Below are 16,753 nucleotides of genomic sequence, written 5' to 3' on the forward strand. Positions count from 1 at the left end.
CACCTTCTGGAGAACGCCATGAATACCGCCACCCACAGCATCGCCGCGGCTGCCGCCCTCTTCGCCGTCTCCGCCGCCGCCATCAGCGCACCGGCACAGGCCGCCGAACAGGCAGCCGGCAAGACCGTTCACTGTTATGGCATCAACAGCTGCAAGGGGACGTCCGATTGCAAGTCGGGCAATCACCAGTGCAAGGGGCAGAACGAATGCAAGGGCCAGGGCTTCAAGGCCGTCTCCGTGCAGGAGTGCAAGGCACAGAACGGCAGCACCACGCCGCCCGCGGCCTGATCGTCGGGCCCGGCCGATATACACGGCCGGGCCACCTTGAAGGACTGTCGATGCAACCGACCATACCTCCACCGTTTCAGGGTTACGGGCTCGGGCTTCGCGTACCTCACTACGCCGAATTCCTCGCGCGTCAGCAGCCGGTGGATTTCGTCGAAGTCATCTCGGAAAACTTCATGGTCGAAGGCGGCCGGCCCCTGGATACGCTTGCACGCATCCGTGACCGCTACGACGTCGCGCTTCACGGTGTCTCGATGAACCTGGGCTCGGACGACGGTGTCGACCTCGACTATCTCAGACGCCTGCGCGCGCTGGCCGACACCATCGAGCCCCTGTGGCTATCCGATCACGTTTCCTGGACCGGTGTCGGCGGCATCAACTCCCACGACCTGCTCCCTCTTCCCTATACGGTCGAAGCGCTCGATGTCCTCGCCAGAAACGTGCTCGATGCGCAGGACGCCCTCGGACGCGCACTCGTGCTCGAGAACCCGTCGACCTATCTGTCGTTTTCCGACAACACCATGGATGAACCGGGCTTCCTGAGGGCACTGTGCGAACGCACGGGATGCTTTCTTCTTCTCGACGTCAACAACATCGTCGTCAGCGCGACCAATCATGGACTCGATACCGAGGCATGGATCGAGCGCTTACCCCTGGACCGTGTGCGCCAGATCCATCTGGCAGGTCACAGTCAGGGCGTGGACATGCTCGTCGACACGCACGACGCCCCGGTGCCCGAGACCGTCTGGGATTTGTACCGGCGATTCCTCCCGCGCCTCGGCGAGGTCGCCGTCATGATTGAGCGTGATGACCACATTCCGCCATTGCCCGAGTTGCTGTCGGAACTCGACCGGGCGCGACAACCGGCGATCGTCGCGACGCCATGAGTCTGGGCGACCTCCAGCGCCGCCTGCTCACGGCGGTCATGACCGGACGCCCGGTGCCCGAGTTGTCGGCGGCGGGCCAGCGCGTGTATGCAAACAACGTTCGCGGTCAGCTGCTGGCCGCGTTGCGCGATACCTATGAAAAATGCGCCGCGTGGCTGGGCGACGACGTCTTCGATGTGCATGCCGGGGCCTATATCGACGCGCATGGCTCGACGTCCTGGTCACTGGACCATTACGGCTGCGACTTTCCGGACTATCTTGCGCGAGCCTTCCCGGAAAGGCTCGAACTGAGTGAACTGGCGTGGCTCGAAGGGGCACTTCGCACCGCGTTTTCCGGAAGAAACGCTTCAGGCCTCGCGCTCGAGGAACTGCACGTGAAGGATTGGGATGGCGTCCAGTTCTCGTTCGTTCCCACCCTCATGTACCGACAGCTGCACACGAACGCACCCGCCCTATGGGCCGGCATCGCGTCCGGCCAGCGAACACATACACGTATAGCCGACGGCGCAGCCGATAACGGTCACGGCGTCCGCGTCTGGCGGCATGAGTTGACGCCACGCTTCGTTTCCATGACGCGTGCGGAACACGCCTGTCTCGATCTGTTGGTCGCGGGCGCAACGTTTGGCGAAGTCTGCGAGTGGCTGTCCTCGACGGCGCGTGAGAAAGACGTCGCCTCCGCGGCGGGATCGCTGCTTCGCGCCTGGGCGACCGACGGGTTGATTTCCGGTGTGCGGGAAACCGGCTGACCCCTCGTCTATTTTCGAGCCCGAGTTTTTGCAGCGCAGCGTGACACAAACGCGCAATAACGGCTTAATTCTCCACAGGGGATTTAGATCGATCTAAGTGTGTGATCCACGTCACGCCGCTTGAGCGATGACATGGACGACCTGGATCGTGGGGTGGGGACAGTCTGGGGATGACGCATAAAGCGTGGCTTCCCACAACGCTGCTTCCTGTCGTGCCTTGGGTGGGGATTTGGGAAGCTGTCGCATGAACGCACGAAACGATCGTATCGCCGTGAAACGAGCCTGCGCGAGGAGTGCTGCCTGTTTTCCACGGTGAGGGATGCTGACCGTTACACGGGTCGCGCGCAGGCGCGCTCCTACGACTCCGTGTTGGAAAACGATGGTTGCGCAGGCGGGCATCCGCTTTAACCCATAGAAAACCGCAGAGAGACCATCACCGACAAGCGGGGGCTTGTCGGGCGTGGAATTTTGGATCGATGTAACTGGTTCCAGCAGGAGGCCGCGTGCAGAACTAGACCGGGTATCTGCAGTGATGAAACGGGGATCAACGCGCCGTCTCAACGTGCGCGCACATTACTGAGGGAAGTAATCGCAATGACTTATCTGCCACACATGCTCAAGCGCAAGCCGCTCTGCGCCGCACTCGCCGTAGCCACCCTGTCCTTCGCGGGCCTGATCGCCGTTCCGGCGACCGCCTTCGCGCAGGCCGCCGCACCCGTCGCGACGAGCTCTGACGCCACGGCGCAGACCACCGATGGTGCCAAAGCGAAACAGGACGAAAAGACCCGGAAAACCGACAAGGCCAAGGACGACAGCACGACCAACCTCGACGCCGTCGTGGTCACGACGTATGCCCAGTCCATCGACCAGAACGTCCAGGACAAGCGCGAAGCCAATTCCATCGTCGAAGTGATCAACGCGCAGAACATCGCGCAGTTTCCGGCCAAGAATATCGCCGACGCGCTCGCCCACGTCCCTGGCGTCGTCATCAGCCGCGAGTCCGGCGAAGGCAAGACGGTCAGTATCCGCGGCCTCGCGCCCGAACTGACCCTCACCGAACTGAACGGCAACTACGTGGCCTCGGCCGATACCTCCGCCGGTCTGACGCGCTCGTTCAACTACACCCTGATGCCCGCCAACATGTTCTCGGACATCAAGCTCTACAAGAGCCTCGAGGCGCGCCTCGATGAAGGCGGTATCGGCGGCAACGTCGACCTGCGCACCCGCCGCCCACTGGAAATGAAGGCCAACGACGGCTTCGTCTCCGCGAACATGGCCGGCTCGGACAACAGCAGCAAGATCAAGCCCCAGGTTTCCGCGCTCTGGTCCTGGAAGAACAAGGACGAGACCTTCGGTTTCCTCGTCGCCGGTTCCGAACAGAAGCGTCGTGACATCAACTACACCGCCAACGCCAACAGCTGGCACTGGTGGGGCAATGACTGCACCGACCACGCCACCTGTACCGCGCCGCCGACGGACATACACGGCAAGCCGTACGGCGGCGACGTCGCGCCCAATATCGACCTCTGGTCCGGTGGTGGCGTCGTCGATCAGGGCGGCAATACCTATAACGGTTACTGGATGCCGCAGCAGTTCTCGACCAGCCGGAACCAGCTCGACCTGAAGACCAAGGGCGCCCAGGCGACCATGCAATTCAAGCCAAGCGATCATTTCCTGCTGACGGGCAACTACTTCCGTTTTCAGCGTGAGCAGACCCAGATCACCAACACGCTGGAAGTGCCCGAATGGGGCCTGCCGGGCAACAGCAACTACGCCGACCAGCAGGGCCGCCTGCTCGCGAACAACGGCTTGTCTTTCGATCCGTCGCACACCGTCGTGACGGGTGCCAACTACGTGCTGCCGCCCGCTGGCACGGGCTGTAACGCCACGGTCAACCCGAGCACGGGTGCGGTACGCCAGGCCGTCGACGTGTGCTCCACGGAAATCCCCTGGGTCACCGGCAATTACTCCGTCGAGAAAGCCACCTCGCAGACGCTCAACCTCGAAGGCGAGTGGGACAACGGCGGCGCGCTCAGCGGTACGTTCAACGTCGGCCGCACGTGGGCCAAGGGCGGCCCGTCGGTCGAACTGGGCATGGCCGCCAAGCCGCGTAACTTCGTCAACGGCGCGTGGGTCGACGGCAGCAACGGTGCCGCATGGACCCTGGACGGCAAGCCGACCCTCACCGCGGCTCCGGGTGTACTGCAGGCCATGCAGAACGGCGCAGGCCAGGTCGATCTGGGCTCGACCGGTTCCAACATGGTCAACACCACGACATCGCAGAACTTCGCGCAGGCGGACTTCACCTGGGCGTTCGACGACAGCTGGATGCAGTCGCTGCAGTTCGGCGTGAAATACCGTGACAACAAGGCCGAGCAGCAGAGCAACGAGGTGCGCTGGTACTGCAAGGGCACCGAGTCGCAGTTCCAGACCTGTGACCCGAACGCCGGCCAGCTGCCCGCGGGCTTCCTGCAGGCCAACAGCCTGGACGGCAGCAGCGAGGTCTACAACGACAATACGTTCCCGGCGATCAACTTCCCGGCGTATTACAACTACCTCAACTCCACGTACGACCGGGTGCTGTACAACCATCCCGAGAACAAGTCGTCGATCCAGGAGAAGATCGCCGCGGCGTACGTCCAGGCCAACTTCGACACGGGTACGATTCGCGGCAACGTCGGCCTGCGTTTCGTCAGCACCAAGCAGGACCTGACAGTCGCGGATCAGATCACGACCAACAACGCGGTGTACTACCACGATCCGGCGGGCAACATCCTTATCTGCCCGGCATCGGGTGTGAACGCCGGCGGCGGCGCGTGCGCGGCAGGTGACTTCCAGTACCTGCCCCGTGAAGTCGCGGTCATCCAGAACTACACCAACGCCACGACGTCCAAGCGTTACAACAAGCTGTTGCCGAGCTTCAACATCGCGTGGAACGTGACGGACGACTTCCTGGTTCGCGCGGCCGGCTCGCAGGCACTCGCCCGTGCCAACTACACCGATCTGGCGCAGCTGGGCAGCCTGACCAATAACACCCAGGAGTACTACAACGACCGCAAGCAGTTCGGTGCCCCCTTGCCCGGCTGGTACGGCAGCGGCGCCAACGCCGATCTGAAGCCGTTCACGGCGACGCAGTTCGACCTGGCCGGCGAGTGGTACTACGCCGAGCATTCGGTGCTCGGCCTGGATCTCTTTCAGAAGAAGGTGAAGAACTTCGTCGTGCCCGTGACCGTGAACAACCTCACGGTGAACGTCGGCGGCACGGAAGAGAACTTCCTGCAGTACAGCACCAACGCCAACGGCCGTTCGGGTACGTCGAAGGGTATCGAGCTCTACACCCAGCACACCTGGGACTCGGGCTTCGGCTACATCGGCAACTACACGCTCAACAAGACGAACGAAACGGCCGTGACCCTGGGCGACACCGCGGTGGGCAAAGCCGAGCTGATCGGCAGCGCCAAGTACGCCGCCAACGTTTCGGTGTTCTACGAAAAGAACGGCCTGCTGCTACGCGCCAGCGACAACTGGACGGGCCGTACCATGCAGGGTCTGGCGTCAGGTCTCCCGATCTACTCGCAGCCGTACCACCAGATCGATCTGAATGGCGACTACGAGTTCAACAAGCACGTCATGGTGACCGCCTCGGTGATCAACCTGAACAAGGCGACGCCTCACCAGTACCTCGGTGGCGACACCCGGGCACGCCTGGTCTCGCTCGAGTACGCCGGCCGCCAGTACTACGTCGGTGTGACGTACAAGTTCGGCGACGGTACCTGAGTAAAAACAGACGGGGTCAGGCGCATCGCCTGACCCCGTTTCCGTTTCAACGGATGCCTCCCCACTCCGTCGAAGGAAAAACACCATGAATTCGCATAAGGCACGCCTTCCTGGCCGTGCTCTCGCCGTCGCGCTGTCGCTGCTGCTGTTCGGCGCCATCGGCGACGGGCAAGCCAGAGAGAAGACAGCCGCCACGCCGCCCGGATCGTCGCTCGATCTGGCGAACCCGCTGGTCGGCACCGCTTCGCTGGATCGGAAGGAACTGATCGGGAATGCCCCGCCCCCGGGTGAGCCGCTCTACACCGGCATGACCACGCCCGGCGCCAGCCTGCCGCAAAGCGCGACCGAAGCGGCGCCGGTCAACATCAACGCCGACCTCAGCTTCCCCACGGGCGTGCCCGTCGCCTATGACTACCGACGTCCCGCCATGGTGGGTTTCACCGGCGGCGGATCGACCTATGGCGCACGTGGCGCACCCATGGTCATGCCGGTCGTCGGCGACTGGACCGTACCGCCCGACTACGCCACCTCGTACTACGACAAGGCCACCGAGAAAGCGTCGCCCGGCTACTACGCCGTCGATCTCGCCACATTCCACACGAAGGTGGAGCTGACGGCGTCGCAGTGGACCAGCCTGATGCGTTTCACCTTCCCGGAAAGCCACCGTTCGAACGTGGTGATCAACCTGCGCCGGGACGGCGGCGACGTGGAAGTGGTCAACGACCACACGATTCGCGGTGTCGCCACCGCGGGACGTCGCGACCATGACGCGGATGGTCCCTATTTTGTCGCGGAGTTCTCCCGGCCTTTCGCCAGCTTCGGCACGTTTCACGCGAACCTGAGCGATAAGGGCGAAGGCCTGGGTGGCGAAGATGTACAGGCCGGACGACGCAACGTGTCGGGTAGCTACGCGGGTGGCTATGTCACCTTCGACACGAAGGCGGGCGATCAGGTGGTCGTACGCATCGCTCACGGACACAGCGCGGAAGAAGCGGATCAGCGGCTGCATGCGCAGGACAGCGATACGGACTTCGACCGCGTACACGCCAGCGCACGCGCGGCCTGGGCAAAGCTGTTCGATCGCGTGGAAGTGAGTGGCGGCACCCCGAAGCAGCGCACACTGTTCTATTCGACGCTCTACCACTCGTTCGCCAGCCCGCGCATGATCGCCCGCAAGGGTGAGCACTACACGGACGCCGCGGGCAAGGATCAGGTGGCGGCATACGATCATTACGGACCAGTGCCCTTCTGGGACACCGGCCGGAACCAGATCACGCTGCTGATGCTGCTCGAGCCTGGCGTCGTCCAGGACATCATGCGCTCGGAGCTGGATCGCGCGCACGAACGCGGTTACATGAACACTTCGTTCCACGGCGACCACGCCGTGTTCCTCTACGACGGTGCCATGCAGCGCGGCATTCCGTTCGATTATGCATCCGCCTACGACGCGTTACGCAAGAACGCCACGGACCCCAGGGGCCCGCGTGGTTATCTCGCGGAATACGACAAGAACGGCTGGATCTCCGACATCGTCCCTCCCGGCAACCCGAGTCCGCCCTACGCCGGCGGGAAGGCCGGCGTGGCAACCACGCTGGAATACGCGTGGGACGACCATGCGCTGGCCGACTTGGCACGACGTCTGGGTAAGAAAGACGATGCCGACCTCTTCGAACGCCGCTCCGCGAACTATCGGAACGTATTCGATCCCTCGACAGGTTTCTTCCGCGGACGCACCGACGACGGCAAATGGATCTCGCCGTTCGATCCCGCCGAGCCTTACTACAACTTCATGATGAAGGAAGGTTCGGGCTGGTCGACGCTGTGGCTCGTGCCGCATGACGTGCAGGGACTGATCAACCTGCTGGGCGGCCGAGACGCGTTCAACGCCAGGCTGGATACGTTCTTCTCCACGCCTTACCAGCCCAAAGGCATCTGCCGTGACTGCACCGGAGTGATCGGGCAATACGTGCAGGGTAATCAGCCGGACCAGCAGGCGCCGTATCTGTATGCGTGGAGTGGTCAGCCGTGGAAGACGCAGGCGCTGGTACGTCGCATTCTCGCCGACCTGTACGGCAGCGACGCCTCGGGCTACGGCTACCCGGGGATGGACGATCAGGGATCGACGTCGTCGTGGTACGCCCTGAGTGCGATGGGTTTCTATCCCGTCGACCCGGCGACGCCCGATTACATCATCGGTAGCCCGATCTTCGACCGTGTCCGCCTGCGTCTTGGCAACGGCAAGGTTTTTGAGATCGTTGCCCGGAACAACTCGGACCGTAATCCGTACATTCAGTCCGCCACGCTCAACGGGAAGCCGTGGACCAAACCGTGGTTCAGTCATTCCGATATCGCCGAGGGCGCCACACTGGTGCTCACGATGGGTCCCGCACCCAGTAAGACCTGGGGCACCGACCCGAACGACGCGCCGCCCTCCATGTCGGCCGCAAAAAAGGATCCTCAATGATGCGTACGACCCACCTGCGGCACGCCTGCCTCGCCATCGCGATGGCTGCGGCCTTCGCTCCGGTCGCCATGGCGGCATCCACGGACAAGGCCTCGACCTGGAGCGGTAAAGCCGCTCCGCTGGCCACGCCCTGGACGGGCAAGGTGTCGCCCACCAACGCGCTGCCGGAATACCCGCGCCCGCAGCTCGCGCGCCCCTCGCTGGAACACCCGCAGTGGCTGAGTCTCAACGGGCTTTGGCAGTACGCGGCGAGCGACACCGAGACGAAGCCGACCTTCGGCCAGGCACTGAAGGACAAGGTGCTCGTGCCCTACCCGGTCGAGTCCGTGCTCTCGGGCGTGCAGAAACATGCCGACTTCATGACATACCGCCGCACGGTCGATGTCCCCGCCGACTTCACCGCCCATGGTCAACACGTCATGCTGAACTTCGGAGCGGTCGCGCAGGACGCCGTCGTCTATGTCAACGGCACGCAGGTCGCGAAGCACACGGGCGGCTATACCTCGTTCGCTGCGGACATCACCTCGGCGCTGAAGGCCAAAGGCCCTCAGGAAATCGTCGTCACGGTACACGCGCCCGTCGACGGCGAAGACGTAATGGTCGGCAAGCAGCGCCTCAAGCCCGAAGGCATTTTCTATACCCCGGCCTCGGGCATCTGGCAGTCCGTGTGGATCGAACCCGTCGGTGCGACCAGCCTCGCACAGCTGACCTTCACCCCGGCGCCCAGCCTGGATGCCTTTACGGTGACCCCGAAGCTTCAGGGTGACACGACCGATGCCACCCTGCATGTCACGGCCTACGCAGACGGCAAGCCCGTCGGCGAAGCGACCGGACCCGCCAATGCTCCGCTTCATCTGGGGATCGCCCATCCGCGCCTATGGAGCCCGAAAGACCCGTTCCTGTACACGTTCAAGGCGACGCTCGCCAAGGGCGACCAGCACGACGATGTCACCAGCTACGCGGGCCTGCGCACCATCGGCCTCGCAAAGGTCGGCGGGCTCAACCGGATCGTCTTGAACGGTAAACCGACCTTCCTGCTCGCCACGCTCGACCAGGGCTACTGGCCCGACGGCATCCATACCGCTCCGACCGACGCGGCACTGAAGTTCGACATCCAGAAGACGAAGGACCTCGGCTTCAACACCATCCGCAAGCACATCAAGGTCGAGCCGGCGCGCTGGTACTACTGGGCCGATCACATCGGCCTGATGGTGTGGCAGGACATGCCCGCCCTGCCCAACGGCCACAACGAGAAGCTCAGCGATCCCGCCAAGGCCGGCTTCAAGACCGATGTCACCGCCATCGTCGAACAGCTGAAGGGTGAGACCTCGATCATCGGCTGGATCCCGTTCAACGAAGGCTGGGGTCAGTGGAGCATCCCCGCCGCTGGTGAACTCGCGACGCAGATCAAGCAGCTCGATCCTTCGCGCCTGGTCAATGCGCGCAGCGGCGCAAATTGCTGCGACACCAAGGGCGACCCGCATGCGGGTGACGTTTACGACATCCATGATTATCAGGGTCCCGGCCTGCCGGCGCCAGATGCGACCCGTGCATCCATGGATGGCGAGCATGGCGGCTTGACGCTCGGCGTACCGGGTCACGTGTGGCCGAACACACCGATCAATCCGTACGGCGAGGTGAAGGACAACGCCGCATTGAACGCCGGCTATGTGGCAAACACTGCTGTGCTTCGTGACAAGGGCCCCGGTATCGGAGTCTCCGGTTCGGTCTACACGCAGATTACGGATGTCGAAGGCGAGCACAATGGCTTGTATACGTACGACCGGAAAATCGAAAAGGTCGACGAAGCCAAAGTCCGCGCGATCAATGAGGCGACCATCGAGGCGGGTAGCCCGTCCCTCTGAGTTTCAACAGTTGTTCCTTTTTCCCAAAGCCCCGGAGCGATCCGGGGCTCTTTTTTTATTTTCCCGCCTCTTCGTCATGTGAGGCCAGCATTCGCCGAAGACGTTCAACATTCTCAGCAGAATCAAGCCCTGAGATCGATTCCACAACCCTCCCGTCACGGAAGACATTGAACGTAGGCGAGGCAGTGAAGTCGACGCCCTTCCAGGCCGCGTTATCAAAAGCGATCATCGCCGGGAACATCGGAAACCGTCGATTCCACTCGGTCAGAACCTCGCGGTCCAGTTCCGCGCCACTGATCAGCCAGGTAACGTTGGATTTGTTGAACATCCCGGCCAGCTCGGCATCGCGTAGCACTTTCGAGGCCGCATCCTCGGCGAAGTGACACCCAATGACGACGACCACGTACGTGCCCTTTGCCGGTGTGGTCGGCTCAACCAGACTCAGGCCGCCGTCATGCTCGACATATCCCATCGGATGGCCCGGCCCTGGCGCCGTAGTGACTTCGAAATGGCGATAGTCGTAGAAATCATCCTCGGGGTATGCCTGTCTCAGCTGGGCCGATGCGACAAAATCCCTGGCCGTAATCAGAGCTTCGTAGTACGCCTGGACTTCACTTTCGGCTGCAATGTTTCGCCGCCGAAGCTCTTTCAGTACGTCGCGCATGCCATGCAGATACAAACTTCTCGCATCGTAGTCTCCCGCTTGCGCGAAGAAACTCGAGGTCTTCAGCATGCGGAAGAGCATGCGAAGATCCGCTTCCTTCTGTACTTCCAGGCTGGCAATCCACTCCGCCAGCGACCTTTTATAGAGCCGCTTCAGTGCCAACGACTTCTCTTTGGGAGTAATCGCCGAGAGACGGATCGATGAAACCTCGGACCACAGCACATCGCCCGAATGACGCACGCCGCTGAGTACGGGCGACGCGTAAAACGCCAGAAACGAAAGAACCCAAAGGGCGCCGCTCCGACATGTTCGCGAATCAGGACGGTTTCTCACCTAGTGAGTCCGACAAAGATACGAGCAGACCGCACCTTCGAGCCGCTCACAAACATGGCTGCTAACGCCCTTGTGTACGAGGCACGCTGCGCCCCCACGGGTAGGTGGAAGTGACCGCCTCAAACGACGCTCGACTCGATTGTCATCCTCGGTTGTTGCACGACGCGTCCGAACGGCTCGTGTCGTCGTCTGCAATCCAAAGAGCGCCAGGATGCTGTAGACCTCCGAAGAATGCATACCCTCAAGCTCTACGCTCGAATACGAACCCAGTCCTCGCGGAGAGAACATCAGCGATGCGAGAAACGTCTTCATCTTCGCCTCTCCAAGCCGATGAATGGGGGAGTTTGGCGTGACGGCCAGATAAGCGTCCAATTGCGCCCGGGTCCGAATAGGAGCACTTATCGCGTCGAGGACCTCCTCAGAAGAGGCTGCTTCGTTCTGTAGTCGATAACTCGAAGCGCACGCATCGAAGCTCAGTGCCAGAGCGAATGCTCCAGCAAGAATAATCATTTTCATGTGAGACCCTGGGAAGAAGGTTGGCTGGTGGCGCACGTACCGAAAGGTTGGTGTTGTGCCCGGGAAATGATCGCTGTATCGACCCTCACCTGGATGTAGGCGAACGACATCAATCCCGACAGGAGATCTCCCTCCGTGCCTGAGTAACCCGCCCTTAAATGAGCACGCTGCCAAGGTGCAGCGGCCCTGCGCCGTCTCTGAGCAGAAGCGCAGCCCGCCGCCTTCCGTGGTGATGCGCTGGCTCCATCGCCGGGACCACCCGCCAACGGTACCGAATCGATCCAGGCCAGACTGTTCGACCCTTCGCCGGGTTACGTACCGCCAAACCCCCGTGGTACCGAAAACGCGCATGTTGCGCTGCAGCTTTTCGACGCCTGCTTTTTTGTGATCACATATCAAACATCGCAACGAAGGCCCCGTGATGAGCGTCGATCCCAAAGCCCTCCCCTCCCTGACTGAAGTCACCCGCTCCACGCTGGTGGATCAGGTCTATCGGCAGCTGCGGGACGCTCTGATGAGCGGCCGGTTCGAGCCCGGCCAGCCGCTGACGATCCGAGGTCTGGCCGAGGCGCTGGGCTCCAGCCCCATGCCGGTTCGCGAGGCCTTGCACCGGTTGCACGCGGAGCGCGCGTTTGAAGTGACGCAGACCGCGCGCATCCGCGTTCCGGTGATGACCGTCGCCCGCCTTCGTGAAATCCGCGATGCCCGCGTCGCCCTCGAAGGCTTGTTGGCGGAGAAAGCCGCGGCCCTGATCGACAAGAACGATCTCGCCGAGATCCGCACGATCTACAAGCAGATGCAGGCCGCCGTCACGAGCGTGAACGTTCCGGATTACCTCTGGGCCAACTTCGCCTTCCACCGTCGCATCTACGCCGTCGCGCGCACCGAACTGGTGATCGCCGCCGTCGAGACGTTCTGGCTGCACATGGGCCCGTGCTTCGGGCTCGTCGCGCCGGACAAAGCGCATCTGCGCCGCTCGATGGAGGCGCATCGCCGCATCGTCGAGGCACTGGTGGATCGTGATGGCCCCGCCGCGAGGGCCGCCGTCGCCGACGACATCATGCAGGCCGCCGACTCCCTCACGCATTTGCTGGCCGACAGCAGCGGCCGCGCCCCCACACAAAAGAAGAAAGGAACCGAAGCATGACGATTCTCGATCGGATGGTGCCCCAGCCTGGCTTGCGTGTGCTGATCTCGGGCGGCGCGTCCGGCATCGGTGCGGTGTTGGCGGATGCCTATATCGAAGCGGGCGCCACCGTGCACGTGTGCGACGTCAGCGCCAAGGCCGTCGACGCCTTCAACGCGGCGCGTCCCGGTGCGCTCGCCACGCTGGCCGATGTCTCCGATGCCAACCAGGTAGCGAACGTCTTCCGTGTCCAGGAAGAGCGCTTCGGCGGCCTGGATGTGCTGATCAACAACGCGGGCATCGCCGGCCCCACGGGCGGCATCGATGCGATCGCGCCCGATGCGTGGAAGACCACCGTCGATATCAACCTCAATGCGCAATACCGCTTTGCGCACCACGCCGTGCCTCTGCTCAAACAGTCCGACCGGGCGCAGCTGCTGTGCATGTCGTCGGTGGCCGGGCGTCTCGGATATGCGTGGCGCACACCCTATGCGGCGACCAAGTGGGCCGTGATCGGTCTCATGAAATCGCTGGCGTCTGAACTCGGCCCTGACGATATCCGCGTGAATGCCCTGCTGCCGGGCATCGTCGAAGGGCCCCGCATGGAAGGCGTGATCCGCGATCGCGCCACCCAGCTGGGCCTGCCGTATCCGGAAATGGAAAAGGAATACCTGAAGAAGATCTCGCTGGGCCGCATGGTCACTGCGGAGGACGTAGCCGCCATGGCGCTGTTCCTCTGCTCGCCCGCCGCGCGCAACGTGACCGGCCAGGCCATCAGCGTCGACGGCAACGTCGAATACCTCTGAGCCCCCTTCCTCCCTTTTCGTTCCGGAGTCTCCCCATGGCCAAGGCCAAGCCCGTCATCATCACCTGCGCCGTCACCGGTGCGATCCACACGCCGTCGATGTCGCCCCATCTGCCGGTCACGCCCGATGAAATCCGTGACGCGGCGCTCGGCGCGGCAGAAGCAGGTGCCGCCATCGTCCACCTGCACGCGCGCAATCCGGAAAACGGCCAGCCCAGCCAGGACGTGAACCTGTTCCGCCAGTTCCTCCCGCAGATCAAGAAGCAGAGCGACGTGGTGATCAATATCACCACCGGTGGCGCGCCCAACATGGGCGTGGAAGAGCGCCTGCAGCCCACCCTGTTGCTGAAGCCCGAACTGGCATCGCTCAACATGGGCTCGATGAACTTCGGTCTGTACGAAATGCTGCAACGCTTCCAGGATTTCAAATACGACTGGGAACGCCCGTACCTCGAAGAGAGCGACGACCGCATCTTCCGCAACACGTTTCGTGACATCACCTACATTCTCGAAAGCTGCACGAAGAACGGCACGCGCTTCGAGGTCGAGTGCTACGACATCGGCCACATCTACGCGGCGCAGCACTTCGTGCAGCGTGGTTTGCTCAAGACTCCTGTGTTCCTGCAGTCGGTGTTCGGTCTGCGCGGCGGTATCGGTGGCGATCCGGAGGACCTGATGCATATGCGCCGTACGGCAGATCGTCTGCTCGGCAAGGACTATGTCTGGTCGATCCTCGGCGCCGGGCGCAACCAGATTCCGCTGGCGACGATGGGCCTGGCGATCGGATCCAATGCACGCGTCGGGCTCGAAGACTCGCTGTGGGACGGCCCCGGCCAGCTCGCCGCGAGCAACGCTCACCAGGTCCGCCGCATCCGCACCGTGATCGAAGCACTGGGCCACCGCGTGGCGACACCTGACGAAGCGCGCGAGATCCTGCAGCTCAAGGGCCGCAACCAGGTCGATTTCTAAGCATCCCGGGAGAGCGTCATGAAGATCGAAGTACTCGTCGACATCAAGACCACCCTGGGTGAAGGCCCGCAGTGGGACGTCGAGCAGCAGCGGCTGTACTGGGTGGACAGCATGGACGGCCGTATCCTGCGTTGCACCGCGGAAGGCAGCGAATTACGCGGCTGGGAAGTCGGCCAGAAGATCGGTTCCATGGCGCTGCGCAAACATGGCGACCATGCGCTGGTCGCCATGGAGAACGGCATCCACGACCTCGATCTGGGCAACGGCGACCTGCAACTCATCGTCGATCCCGAGCCGGGCATGACCAACAACCGGCTTAATGACGGCAAGGTCGATCGCCACGGGCGCTTTCTGGTGGGCTCCATGGACATGCAGGAAGAAAAGGGCTCGGGAAAACTGTTTCGTCTCGACCCAGATCTTTCGCTGCACGTGCTGGAGGAAGACATCATCTGTTCGAACGGTCCGTGCTGGAGCCCGGACGGCAAGACCTTCTACTTCGCCGATACGTGGACAGGCGAGATCTGGGCATACGACTACGACAACGCCAGCGGCAAGGTAAGCAACCGTCGCACGTTCGCCCGGGTCGATACGTCGGGCGGCGGCGCCGCGGACGGTGCCACGGTGGACGCCGAAGGCTGCGTCTGGCAGGCGCTGGTCTACGACAGCAAGCTGATTCGCTACACGCCTGATGGCGAGGTGGACCGCGTGATCGAGATGCCGGTGCGCAAGGTCACCAGCGTGGCGTTCGGTGGCCCGGACATGGACGTCCTGTACGTCACCTCGATGGGCAAGCCGCCCTTGCCGAGGTTCCCCGGCGACGGCCAGCAGCGCGGTTCGCTGTTCGCCATCACCGGTCTGGGTATACGAGGCGTGCCGGAACGCCGCTTCGCCTCCTGAGCCTCGCGCACGGGATTTCCACAGGATCCGATCCATCTCACTAACGGTGCCGTGACGCGCCGGGGGGAGTGTCATGTTCAAAAAAACCGAAGCACCGTTGAAGAAGATCCATCGCTTCTCGTGGGTCTCCCTGCTGGTCTGTTGGTTGATCTGGGTCCTGAATGCCTATGACCGGGAAATCATCCTTCGACTTGGCCCTACCATCTCCAAGGAATTCAACCTCAGCCCCGATCAGTGGGGCACCGTGGTCACGGTGGTCATGCTGGCTCTGGCGCTGCTGGATATCCCCGGCTCGATCATGAGCGACCGCTATGGCGCCGGCTGGAAGCGTGCACGCTTTCAGGTGCCGCTGGTCCTCGGTTACACCTTCATCTCGTTCCTTTCGGGTTTCCAGGCGCTGACCGGCAAGCTCTGGTCGTTCGTCGCGCTGCGCGTCGGCGTGAACCTCGGCGCGGGCTGGGGTGAACCGGTCGGCGTCAGCAACACCGCCGAATGGTGGCCGGTGCAGCGCCGTGGCTTCGCGCTGGGTGCGCATCACACGGGCTACCCCGTCGGTGCGATGCTCAGCGGCCTGATCGCCAGCTTCGTCATCAGCACGTTCGGCGAGGGCCACTGGCGCTATGTGTTCTTCCTCGCCCTGATCGTCGCCATTCCGCTGATGATCTTCTGGGCTCGCTATTCGACCGCCGCACGCGTCGACACGCTGTACGCCGATATCGCCGAGAAGGGTATGACGCCCCCGGATCTGGGTGATGGCGTGAAGGTCGCCAAGGGCGAAACCTGGAAGACCTTTGTCGCCACGCTGACCAACCGCAACATCGCGCTCACCGCGGGCAACACGATGCTCACGCAGGTGGTCTACATGGGCGTGAACGTGGTGCTGCCGGCGTACCTGTACAACATCTCCGGCCTGTCGCTGGCGGAGTCCGCGGGCATGAGCGTGGTCTTCACCATCACCGGCATTCTCGGTCAGCTGATCTGGCCCAGCCTGTCGGACATCATCGGCCGGAAAATCACGCTGGTGATCTGCGGCGCGTGGATGGCCGCGTCGGTAGCGGCGTTCTACTTCGCCCAGAACATGGCGATGCTGATCACGACGCAGTTGCTGTTCGGCCTTGTGGCCAACGCGGTATGGCCGATCTACTACGCGGTGGCTTCCGACTCCGCCGAGCCGCGTGCCACGTCGACGGCCAACGGCATCATCACCACGGCAATGTTCATCGGTGGCGGTATCGCACCGGTACTGATGGGCGGACTCATCTCCATGGGCGGCGGCTGGAAGAACCTCAGCGGGTACATCGTCTGCTTCTTCGTGATGGCCGGATGCGCGCTCGCCGGTGTGCTGCTGCAGCTGTTTACGCGATACGGCAGCCAGCACCACAACCCACGGGCGGCCGCCTGACCGGATCCCCGGAGAAC

The 16,753-nt window shown here is 62.9% G+C and carries 12 protein-coding genes; 11 read left to right on the top strand and 1 reads right to left on the bottom strand.

Translation table 11 applies throughout. The features are described from left to right. The first annotated feature begins 18 nt into the window (after window positions 1-18). From J2X57_RS04105 to J2X57_RS04130, 6 genes are all read left to right on the top strand, one after another. A complete protein-coding gene (locus J2X57_RS04105; RefSeq protein WP_036117863.1) occupies window positions 19-288 on the top strand; it encodes a hypothetical protein in 270 nt (89 codons plus the stop codon). A 50-nt stretch (window positions 289-338) separates the two neighbouring features. Continuing rightward, complete coding sequence (locus J2X57_RS04110) at window positions 339-1,172, top strand: DUF692 domain-containing protein (protein ID WP_309864062.1); 834 nt, start codon at window positions 339-341, stop codon at window positions 1,170-1,172. Continuing rightward, window positions 1,169-1,918, top strand: coding sequence for a DNA-binding domain-containing protein (locus J2X57_RS04115; RefSeq protein ID WP_309864065.1), 750 nt, complete (start codon window positions 1,169-1,171; stop codon window positions 1,916-1,918). Before J2X57_RS04110 ends, J2X57_RS04115 begins: the two co-directional genes overlap by 4 nt. Window positions 1,919-2,512: 594 nt before the next feature. Beyond that, complete coding sequence (locus tag J2X57_RS04120) at window positions 2,513-5,695, top strand: TonB-dependent receptor (RefSeq protein ID WP_309864067.1); 3,183 nt, start codon at window positions 2,513-2,515, stop codon at window positions 5,693-5,695. An 85-nt stretch (window positions 5,696-5,780) separates the two neighbouring features. Beyond that, the gene (locus J2X57_RS04125) at window positions 5,781-8,159 is read left to right on the top strand and encodes a GH92 family glycosyl hydrolase (RefSeq protein ID WP_309864069.1); all 2,379 of its coding nucleotides are present in this window, start codon (window positions 5,781-5,783) and stop codon (window positions 8,157-8,159) included. Beyond that, window positions 8,159-10,024: a sugar-binding domain-containing protein gene (locus J2X57_RS04130; RefSeq protein ID WP_309864072.1), complete on the top strand. Its 1,866-nt coding sequence runs from the start codon at window positions 8,159-8,161 to the stop codon at window positions 10,022-10,024. Before J2X57_RS04125 ends, J2X57_RS04130 begins: the two co-directional genes overlap by 1 nt. Before the next feature lie 55 nt (window positions 10,025-10,079). Here the strand turns inward: J2X57_RS04130 and J2X57_RS04135 are convergent, their stop codons facing one another. Beyond that, complete coding sequence (locus J2X57_RS04135; RefSeq protein ID WP_309864077.1) at window positions 10,080-10,928, bottom strand: hypothetical protein; 849 nt, start codon at window positions 10,926-10,928, stop codon at window positions 10,080-10,082. A gap of 1,030 nt (window positions 10,929-11,958) precedes the next feature. On the opposite strand from J2X57_RS04135, the gene J2X57_RS04140 reads away from it, so the two are divergent. From J2X57_RS04140 to J2X57_RS04160, 5 genes are all read left to right on the top strand, one after another. Beyond that, on the top strand, window positions 11,959-12,684 hold the full coding sequence (locus J2X57_RS04140) for a GntR family transcriptional regulator (protein WP_309864079.1): 726 nt from the start codon (window positions 11,959-11,961) through the stop codon (window positions 12,682-12,684). After that, complete coding sequence (locus tag J2X57_RS04145) at window positions 12,681-13,469, top strand: SDR family oxidoreductase (protein WP_309864082.1); 789 nt, start codon at window positions 12,681-12,683, stop codon at window positions 13,467-13,469. Before J2X57_RS04140 ends, J2X57_RS04145 begins: the two co-directional genes overlap by 4 nt. Before the next feature lie 35 nt (window positions 13,470-13,504). Further along, window positions 13,505-14,437, top strand: a complete 933-nt coding sequence (locus tag J2X57_RS04150; protein WP_309864085.1) for a 3-keto-5-aminohexanoate cleavage protein — start codon at window positions 13,505-13,507, stop codon at window positions 14,435-14,437. 18 nt (window positions 14,438-14,455) lie between these two features. Next, window positions 14,456-15,334 carry an SMP-30/gluconolactonase/LRE family protein gene (locus J2X57_RS04155; RefSeq protein ID WP_043693242.1) on the top strand — a complete coding sequence of 293 codons (879 nt, stop codon included), beginning with the start codon at window positions 14,456-14,458 and terminating at the stop codon, window positions 15,332-15,334. A 73-nt stretch (window positions 15,335-15,407) separates the two neighbouring features. Beyond that, a complete protein-coding gene (locus tag J2X57_RS04160; protein WP_309864089.1) occupies window positions 15,408-16,736 on the top strand; it encodes an MFS transporter in 1,329 nt (442 codons plus the stop codon). The last annotated feature ends 17 nt before the right edge of the window (window positions 16,737-16,753 follow it).

This window comes from Luteibacter sp. 1214 (assembly GCF_031455395.1).
GTDB classification, from domain to species: Bacteria; Pseudomonadota; Gammaproteobacteria; order Xanthomonadales; family Rhodanobacteraceae; genus Luteibacter; species Luteibacter mycovicinus.

What these genes read in the sequence shown, in the direction of transcription:
- J2X57_RS04105 (WP_036117863.1), top strand. Translation starts at nt 19, where the DNA reads ATGAATACCGCCACCCACAGCATCGCCGCGGCTGCCGCCCTCTTCGCC.
- J2X57_RS04110 (WP_309864062.1), top strand. Translation starts at nt 339, where the DNA reads ATGCAACCGACCATACCTCCACCGTTTCAGGGTTACGGGCTCGGGCTT.
- J2X57_RS04115 (WP_309864065.1), top strand. Translation starts at nt 1,169, where the DNA reads ATGAGTCTGGGCGACCTCCAGCGCCGCCTGCTCACGGCGGTCATGACC.
- J2X57_RS04120 (WP_309864067.1), top strand. Translation starts at nt 2,513, where the DNA reads ATGACTTATCTGCCACACATGCTCAAGCGCAAGCCGCTCTGCGCCGCA.
- J2X57_RS04125 (WP_309864069.1), top strand. Translation starts at nt 5,781, where the DNA reads ATGAATTCGCATAAGGCACGCCTTCCTGGCCGTGCTCTCGCCGTCGCG.
- J2X57_RS04130 (WP_309864072.1), top strand. Translation starts at nt 8,159, where the DNA reads ATGCGTACGACCCACCTGCGGCACGCCTGCCTCGCCATCGCGATGGCT.
- J2X57_RS04140 (WP_309864079.1), top strand. Translation starts at nt 11,959, where the DNA reads ATGAGCGTCGATCCCAAAGCCCTCCCCTCCCTGACTGAAGTCACCCGC.
- J2X57_RS04145 (WP_309864082.1), top strand. Translation starts at nt 12,681, where the DNA reads ATGACGATTCTCGATCGGATGGTGCCCCAGCCTGGCTTGCGTGTGCTG.
- J2X57_RS04150 (WP_309864085.1), top strand. Translation starts at nt 13,505, where the DNA reads ATGGCCAAGGCCAAGCCCGTCATCATCACCTGCGCCGTCACCGGTGCG.
- J2X57_RS04155 (WP_043693242.1), top strand. Translation starts at nt 14,456, where the DNA reads ATGAAGATCGAAGTACTCGTCGACATCAAGACCACCCTGGGTGAAGGC.
- J2X57_RS04160 (WP_309864089.1), top strand. Translation starts at nt 15,408, where the DNA reads ATGTTCAAAAAAACCGAAGCACCGTTGAAGAAGATCCATCGCTTCTCG.